7 protein-coding genes and 1 pseudogene are annotated in these 6,329 nt (G+C 73.7%); 5 read left to right on the top strand and 3 right to left on the bottom strand.

The window, feature by feature from the left end:
- Positions 1-742 precede the first annotated feature (742 nt).
- The 4 genes from ELQ39_RS32335 to ELQ39_RS32320 all read left to right on the top strand — a co-directional run bounded on the left by ELQ39_RS32335 (position 743) and on the right by ELQ39_RS32320 (position 4,119).
- Complete coding sequence (locus tag ELQ39_RS32335; RefSeq protein WP_242595517.1) at positions 743-1,522, top strand: hypothetical protein; 780 nt, start codon at positions 743-745, stop codon at positions 1,520-1,522.
- Positions 1,497-1,874 (top strand): transposase family protein, encoded by a 378-nt coding sequence (locus tag ELQ39_RS32330; protein WP_242595515.1) that lies wholly within the window; start codon positions 1,497-1,499, stop codon positions 1,872-1,874. Before ELQ39_RS32335 ends, ELQ39_RS32330 begins: the two co-directional genes overlap by 26 nt.
- 1,169 nt (positions 1,875-3,043) lie before the next feature.
- Positions 3,044-3,427 (top strand): hypothetical protein, encoded by a 384-nt coding sequence (locus ELQ39_RS32325; protein ID WP_242595704.1) that lies wholly within the window; start codon positions 3,044-3,046, stop codon positions 3,425-3,427.
- Between the two features lie 356 nt (positions 3,428-3,783).
- The gene (locus tag ELQ39_RS32320; RefSeq protein ID WP_242595512.1) at positions 3,784-4,119 is read left to right on the top strand and encodes a TniQ family protein; all 336 of its coding nucleotides are present in this window, start codon (positions 3,784-3,786) and stop codon (positions 4,117-4,119) included.
- A 77-nt stretch (positions 4,120-4,196) separates the two neighbouring features.
- Here the strand turns inward: ELQ39_RS32320 and ELQ39_RS32315 are convergent.
- Positions 4,197-4,520: pseudogene (locus ELQ39_RS32315) on the bottom strand (MFS transporter); the annotation flags it as partial.
- 96 nt (positions 4,521-4,616) lie between these two features.
- Positions 4,617-4,880, bottom strand: coding sequence for a monooxygenase family protein (locus ELQ39_RS32310; RefSeq protein ID WP_242590673.1), 264 nt, complete (start codon positions 4,878-4,880; stop codon positions 4,617-4,619).
- A 216-nt stretch (positions 4,881-5,096) separates the two neighbouring features.
- On the opposite strand from ELQ39_RS32310, the gene ELQ39_RS32305 reads away from it, so the two are divergent.
- Positions 5,097-5,456, top strand: coding sequence for a cytochrome P450 (locus ELQ39_RS32305; RefSeq protein ID WP_277994764.1), 360 nt, complete (start codon positions 5,097-5,099; stop codon positions 5,454-5,456).
- Positions 5,457-5,729: 273 nt separating this feature from the next.
- On the opposite strand, the gene ELQ39_RS32300 is transcribed toward ELQ39_RS32305, so the two are convergent.
- Complete coding sequence (locus tag ELQ39_RS32300) at positions 5,730-6,326, bottom strand: hypothetical protein (protein WP_242590675.1); 597 nt, start codon at positions 6,324-6,326, stop codon at positions 5,730-5,732.
- Positions 6,327-6,329: the final 3 nt, after the last annotated feature.

Here is a 6,329-nt window from a genome sequence, read left to right as displayed (position 1 = left end):
GCCGGCAGCGATGCGACTGCACGTGATGCTCCTCGACCGCGACCCGCGTGTCAGCAGTCTGGCCGCCCGGCCTGCCGGCTGAGGGCCAGGGAGTGCTCGCCGACTGCACAGCAAGGCAAGAGCTCTCTCGGGGCCGGCGGTCTGTTGCTGCGGTGGTCGCAGAGATCTGTACGGCGGCGGGCTTGCGGTAGTGGATGCTCGGGCCTGTCGATCCGGTCTACCGGCGCAATGTGACCTGGCTGGCCGGATACCGGCACCCCCGGCACCACGGTGGCGGGTTGCTGGCTGACGCGCTGCAGGAGGCGTTCGCCGAGCCGGCGCCGCTGCGGGAGGGCGTACGCACGTTTCGGGGATCCGCTGCTGGTGCTTCCCGCGCTGTTCCATGCCCTGCGGGCGGGACGGCCGGCGGCGGACCTGGGGGCAGCGATGCAGGAGCGGATGCCGGTGTGGGCCCCGGCGGCAGAGTGAGGGCGGGCAGCGGGATGCCGGGCAGGCCGGTGGTGGAACTGGGATGCCAGGTGTGGTCCGGGGGGCGTACCTGGACGGTGGCGGCCCTTGCTGACGGGCAGGTACGGCTGGTCGCCGAGGACGGTGCGGTAGCGGCGGTTTTGCTGTCGCTGCCGTTCGCCGATGCGGGATTCGACGTCCTGGACGCGCCGGGGGTGTCCGGGGTGCCGCCGCTGGGCTTGCTGCAGTCGTTGCCCGAGGCGGTGCGCGAGCGGGCCCTGGCGTGGGAACGGCCGTGTGCGGGAGGTGGAGACGGGGCAGCCGGGCGGGCCCGGCGGGCGCGGGTCCGCGGGGTGCGGAGTACGGCCCGCAGACGCGGACGCCGGCGCAGCGGGAGGAGGCGAAGGCGGCGGAGCTGTCGGCGGCCGGGATGCCCACCGGCGCGGTGACGGTGCGGCGGATGCGCGCCCGCTGCCGGCAGGACGGGGTGCGGGGGCTGGTGGACCACCGTGCCACCCGCCCGCGGACGGCGCTGGGGCGTGCAAACGAGCGGGTGGTGGCCGCGCGGGAGGTGCTGGAGGCGGGGCGGGAGCGTTCCAGCGGGACACTGGGACGGCTGCGGGTGCACACCGAGCGGCTGCTGGCCGAGCAGTACGGGCAGGGGGTGGTGCCATTGCCCTCGAGTGCGACGTTCAACCGGCTCGCGCACGCCCTCGCCGACGGGCGCGGGCTGCTGGACAGTGCGCGGCAGCGCCGCTGGCGCTCAGCGAGGCCGGCTCCCCCGTTCGTCCCGACGACGGTGATGGCACCGGGTGAGCTGGTGATGACGGACAGCACCGTGCTGGACGCCTTCGTGGTCCTCGACGACGGTGTGGTGGAACGGCCCGAGCTGACCATCGCGCTCGATGTCGCCACCCGGACCACCGCGCGGCCGTGCTGCGCGCGAAAGGAGGCCCGCAGCGTCGACGCGGCGCAGCTGCCGGCACAGATGACGGTCCCGGCGCCCATGAGGCCAGGCTGGGCCGAGGCGCTGGCGATGGAAACACCCGGTGGTGCCGTACGAGCGGCTTGCTGAGCGTGGATGCCCGCTGGAAGGCGCAGCGGCGCGGGCCGGTGATCACCCGCAGACCATCCTCGTCGGCCAGGGCAAGGTGTTCATCTCGTCCTCGTTCATCGCCGCCTGCGAGTCGCTGGGCATGTGCGTGCAGCCCGCACCGCCGGGCAACGGGCCGGCCAAGGAGCACGTAGAGCGCACCTTCTCCTCGATCAACACACTGTTCGTGCAGCACGTGGCCGCCTGCACGGGCTCGCACACCGGCGAGCGCGGGAAAGACGCCGAAGGAGAGGCGGTGCGGACGCCGGCCCCGGCTGAGACCGGCACCGATGACGCCCCTGTGCGCTGTCGCCGAAGATGGGGGCGGCGCTGATCGCCGTGTGCGGGTACGTCCCGGTGCCACTGGGCCGTGAGGACTTTCATCGAGCTCATGCCCGTCAAGCGGCAACAGATCAACGATTACGGCATCCGCATCGACCACCGCACCTACGACCACAAGGTCCCCAAGCCCCTACCGCGGCGAGCATTCGCCGACGGCGGACGGCCTGTGGGGAGATCCACTGCAACCCGCACGGTCCCGGCCGGATCCGGGTACGGCTGCCGAAGCCTGACCAGCCGCGCGGGGTACGGGTGGGAAGCGGTGCCGTGGATCCGCCACACCCTGGATCAGCGCCCCGTTCACCGACTTCACCCGCAGACATCAAGCGCACCGTCGCCCGGCGCGCAGACCGCGTGAGCCACGAACACGACCTGGCGTTCGCCCTGCGCGAGCCACGAACCCGGACCTGGCGTTCGCCCTGCGCGAGCTGCTGGAACGCGGTGCCGCCGGACAGGGCACCCGGGCGGGAAAAGGGTCGTCGCCGCCCGCGCCCGCACCGCCGCAACCGAGGGTGCGATGTGGGGGGTCCCTGTAACGGCACACGCAGAGGAGCGGAAGCCGATGAGCTGGTGAGGACGTCTTCGGACGACAGCAGCGGACGACGAGGAGCCCTTGACCGACGACGGCGCCCTGAGCATCTGGCCGGCTGAACACGCACCACAGAGTGACTCCCCAACCGGCGCGGCAAACCGGCCCGCCTGCGCCAAGACGTCCCCAGGTCACGGTCCACGACCCCTTTCGAGGAGTCCCCGCCAGGGTGAGCCCGGTCTCCACCGGTACCGTCGGCTTCACCCCGCTGACCCTGGCGACCGGATGGCAGGGATGGGACGCTTCGTCCACCGAGCCCCGGCGTCCGCGCGTGACGTCACCGACGGCGCCTGGTCCCAGGCGGAGCGCGAGGACCACCACTCCGCCACTCGCCGTCATGCGCACCCGGCCATGGACAGCGTGTTCACCGCCCTACGCAGGCTGCTGCTCAACCGCCGCCGGCAGGCCGGCGCCCGCCGCGGCCTGATCATCCCCGGCCCGGCCACGACGGGTAAGACCACCACGATGATGGCGCTCGGGCGTTCCTTCCAGCCGGCCGACGCCCGCCGGCACCCGGCCAGGACGGCAGAAGACCGGTGCTGTTCATCAGCGTGCCGCCGGCCGCCACCCCCAAGATGCTCGTCAGCGCATTCGCCCGGTTCCTCGGCATGCCCCTCACCGACCGCCTCAACCAGACCCAGATCACCAGCGCCGTATGCGACACGGTGTGCGAACTGGGCACCCAGCTGGTCCTCATCGATGATGTCCACCTCCTGGACACCCAGCGGCGCGCCGGCGCGGAAACCTCCGACCAGCTGAAGCACCTCGGCGAAACGCATCCCGGCCACCTTCGTGTACTCCGCGATTCGACGTCGAGACCTCCTCACTGCTCAGCGGGTGCGCGGAGCGCAGGTCGCCGGCCGATTCAAGATCTTCCGCCACCGCCCACTGGCGTATGCCACCGAGCAGGACCGAGCGGTCTGGAACGACCTCGTACAAGGCCATGGAAGACCTGCTGAGCTGCGCGCACACCGGCCCGGAGCCCTGGTCAAGCACGCCGCCTACCTCCACGCCCGCACCGCAGGGCGGATCGGCAGCCTCTCCCACCTCATCCGCGAAGCCGCCCTGGTGGCCATCGTGGAAGGCGCCGAACGGATCACCAAGCAGCTGCTGAGCGAGGCCGAACTCGACGCGGCAGCCGAAGCCCAGGCCCGGCCGGCCCGTCCCCGCACGACCGCAGCAGAGGCATCCGGCGTGACCCAGCAGCTCAGCACGACCGCGACCCGCCGTACGCCCGCAAGCGGGCGTACGGGAGGCAAGCCGGCGGCGTCCTGTGGCATCGTGCCCTGCCATGGGCTGCGGCGCGGCAGGACGGGTGGCTCCGCTGCCGGGAGAGCTGACCCTGTCGTTCCTGACCAGGCTTGCCGCCCGCCACCACCTCACCATCCGCGGCCTGCTCGCCGCTGTCACCGACGTCGGCGGCCAGCAGAACCTCACCGGCGTGCTGTACCCGGACAGCGCGATCCACCTCAACGCCCAGGCACGCGTCCGTGTAGCCACCCTGTGCCGTGTTCCACCACGGGTGCTCGAGCAGGCCCTGCCCGCATGGAGGCAGGAAGAACCGTGCGGCAAGTACGGGGCCGGGCCGGCGGGGAGGCTGATGCGTGGCGAGGAGGCCGTCGCTGCCTGGGGGCCAGCCTGCCCCGCATGAGCGGCCCGAGGGCCAGCCAGCCCGAGGCCGGAGACCGACACCCACACCGAGATCCTGTGTCCGCGTTCCCGCGGGTCGGTGAAAGACGTGGTGATCAGGGCGAGGGAGGTGGGCAGGACCAGGGCCCCGCCGACGCCGCTGAGCGCCCGGCCGGCCAGGACCTGCGCAAAGCCGTCGCTCACGGCCACGGCCAGGGAGCCGGCGGCGAGCGCGGCGACGCCCAGGAGGAACACGCGGCGTCTGCCGTAGCGTTCGCCGAAGGCTCCGCCGGAGAGCACCCCGGCGGCCACCACCAGGGTGTAGGTGCTGGAGACCCAGCTGAGGTCGGCCGGCGCCACGCCGAGGTCGACCTGCATGGCGCGCAGGGTGGAGATGGCCGCGGTGACCTCGATGAAGGACATGAACAGGCCGAGGAGCAGCAGCCGGGGGCGGGCGGGGGTGCGGCGCCGGCCAGGGCGCCCCCCGGGCGGTGGCCGCCGGGGGGCTGGGGGTGGTGGTCACGGCCTTTCTCCTCTCAGGCGGCGGCCCGGCCCTGCGGGGGCCGGGCCGCCACGACCAGGCCGTCGCCGCCCCGGTGGGGCGTGCTCGGTCGCCTTGGCCATGCCGAACAGCGGCATGCTCCGGTAGATGACGTGCATGCGGTCGGGACGGGACACGCAGGCCTCGTGCCAGACACCCACGTTGCCGCTGTCGCCGACGCTGCGGTTGAAGTCCCGCCAGCCCGGCACGAGTTCAGCCTGGGCGGGGCTGGCGTAGGCCATCAGGTCGTCGAGGCCTGCCGGACGGGTTCGCCCGGCACGTGGCGAAGGCGCCGGACGCCTGCGTGGACCGCGAGGTCGTGCTCAACTCGCTGCGGGTGGTGCTGCAGGCCGGCTTCCAGACGGCCAGCCGGTTCCTCGCCACCGGACTGCTGACCCTGCTGCGCGTCCCGCCGGGCGAGCGCGTCGTGGTGGACACCGACAAGGGCCGTCCACGAACTGGTCCGCCACTGCGGCCCCGTGCACGTGGAGAGCCGCGCCTGCGTCCGCGACACCGTGCTGGGCGGGCGGCGCATCCGCCGGGGCCAGATCGTCTCCTGCTTCCTCGGCGCCGCCGACCGGGACGCCTCCGTCTTCCCCGAGCCCGACAGGCTCGTGTGGGACCGCACACCCAACCGCCATCCGGGCTTCGGCCGGGGCCCGCACGCCTGCCTCGGCGCCCAGGTCGCCGTGGAGGTCGCCCGCCACGTCCTCGGCACCATCGGCCGCCGGTTCCCCCAGGCCCGGCCGGCGGCCGAGCCGGTGCCGCGGCCCGACGTGACCGAACACGGGATGTACTCCCTGCGAGTTTCGTCCTGAACGCGCCCCCGCAGGCGCCGCCGGAACGAGCCCCCTGCCGCCGAGACCTCCGGGAGGTGACAGCGATGCGTCACGTCCACTGAATCCCCCGCCACGCGGGACGAGTCCCCCACACGCGGGACTGAGCCGAGCACCTGGCCCGCCGGGTACGGGACGCCCCGTACCCGGCGGGCCCGTGGCGCCGGCGGACCGGCACGGCGCACGAGCGAGGAGACCACCTGTGGGACGGACCGGAGCACAACCGGCGCCTGCCCCCGCGGCCGCGGCGCCCGGCTACCGGGCGGTGCTGCGGGCCCCGGGCACGCGGGCCGTGTTCGCCGCCCACACTGTCTCGACGGCCGGGAAACTGGCCGCCGAGGCGCCGCCCACGCCGTCTCGACGGCCGGGAAGCTGGCCGCCGAGGTGGCCCCGTCGATCCTCGTCCACCAGCGCACCGGCTCCCCGCTGCTGTCGTCGCTCGTGCTGGTCTGCGCCTTCGCGCCGCACGCCGTCGGCGGCACCGCCCTGTCCGCGCTCGCCGACCGCTTCCCGCCCCGCCGGGTCCTGGCCGGCTGCGACCTGCTCGCCGCCGCCTGCGTCGCCGCCATGCTCCTGCCCGGCCTGCCCGTGGCCGCGCTGCTGCTCCTGCTGCTGTGCACCGGCTTCGTCGCACCCGTCACGCAGGGGCGCCCGCACCGCGAGCCTGACCCAGCTGCCGGACGACGACCTGTTCCCGGTCGGCCGCTCACTGCTGCGGACCGTCGGCCAGACCGCCGTCGTCGCCGGATTCGCCCTGGGCAGCGTCCTGGTCGCCGCGGTCGGACCGTACCGGATGCTCGCCGCCGACGCCGCGAGCCTGCTGGTGTCCGCCGCCCTGGCCGGCCCGTGCACACC

The organism is Streptomyces sp. GB4-14, assembly GCF_022696125.1.
GTDB classification, from domain to species: domain Bacteria; phylum Actinomycetota; class Actinomycetes; order Streptomycetales; family Streptomycetaceae; genus Streptomyces; species Streptomyces werraensis.
This window is presented reverse-complemented; position numbering and strand designations above follow the sequence as displayed.

Bases quoted from the DNA above. Each gene is read 5' to 3' on its own strand.
- ELQ39_RS32325 (WP_242595704.1), top strand. From the start codon at position 3,044: ATGCTCGTCAGCGCATTCGCCCGGTTCCTCGGCATGCCCCTCACCGAC.
- ELQ39_RS32310 (WP_242590673.1), bottom strand. From the start codon at position 4,880: ATGGCCTACGCCAGCCCCGCCCAGGCTGAACTCGTGCCGGGCTGGCGG.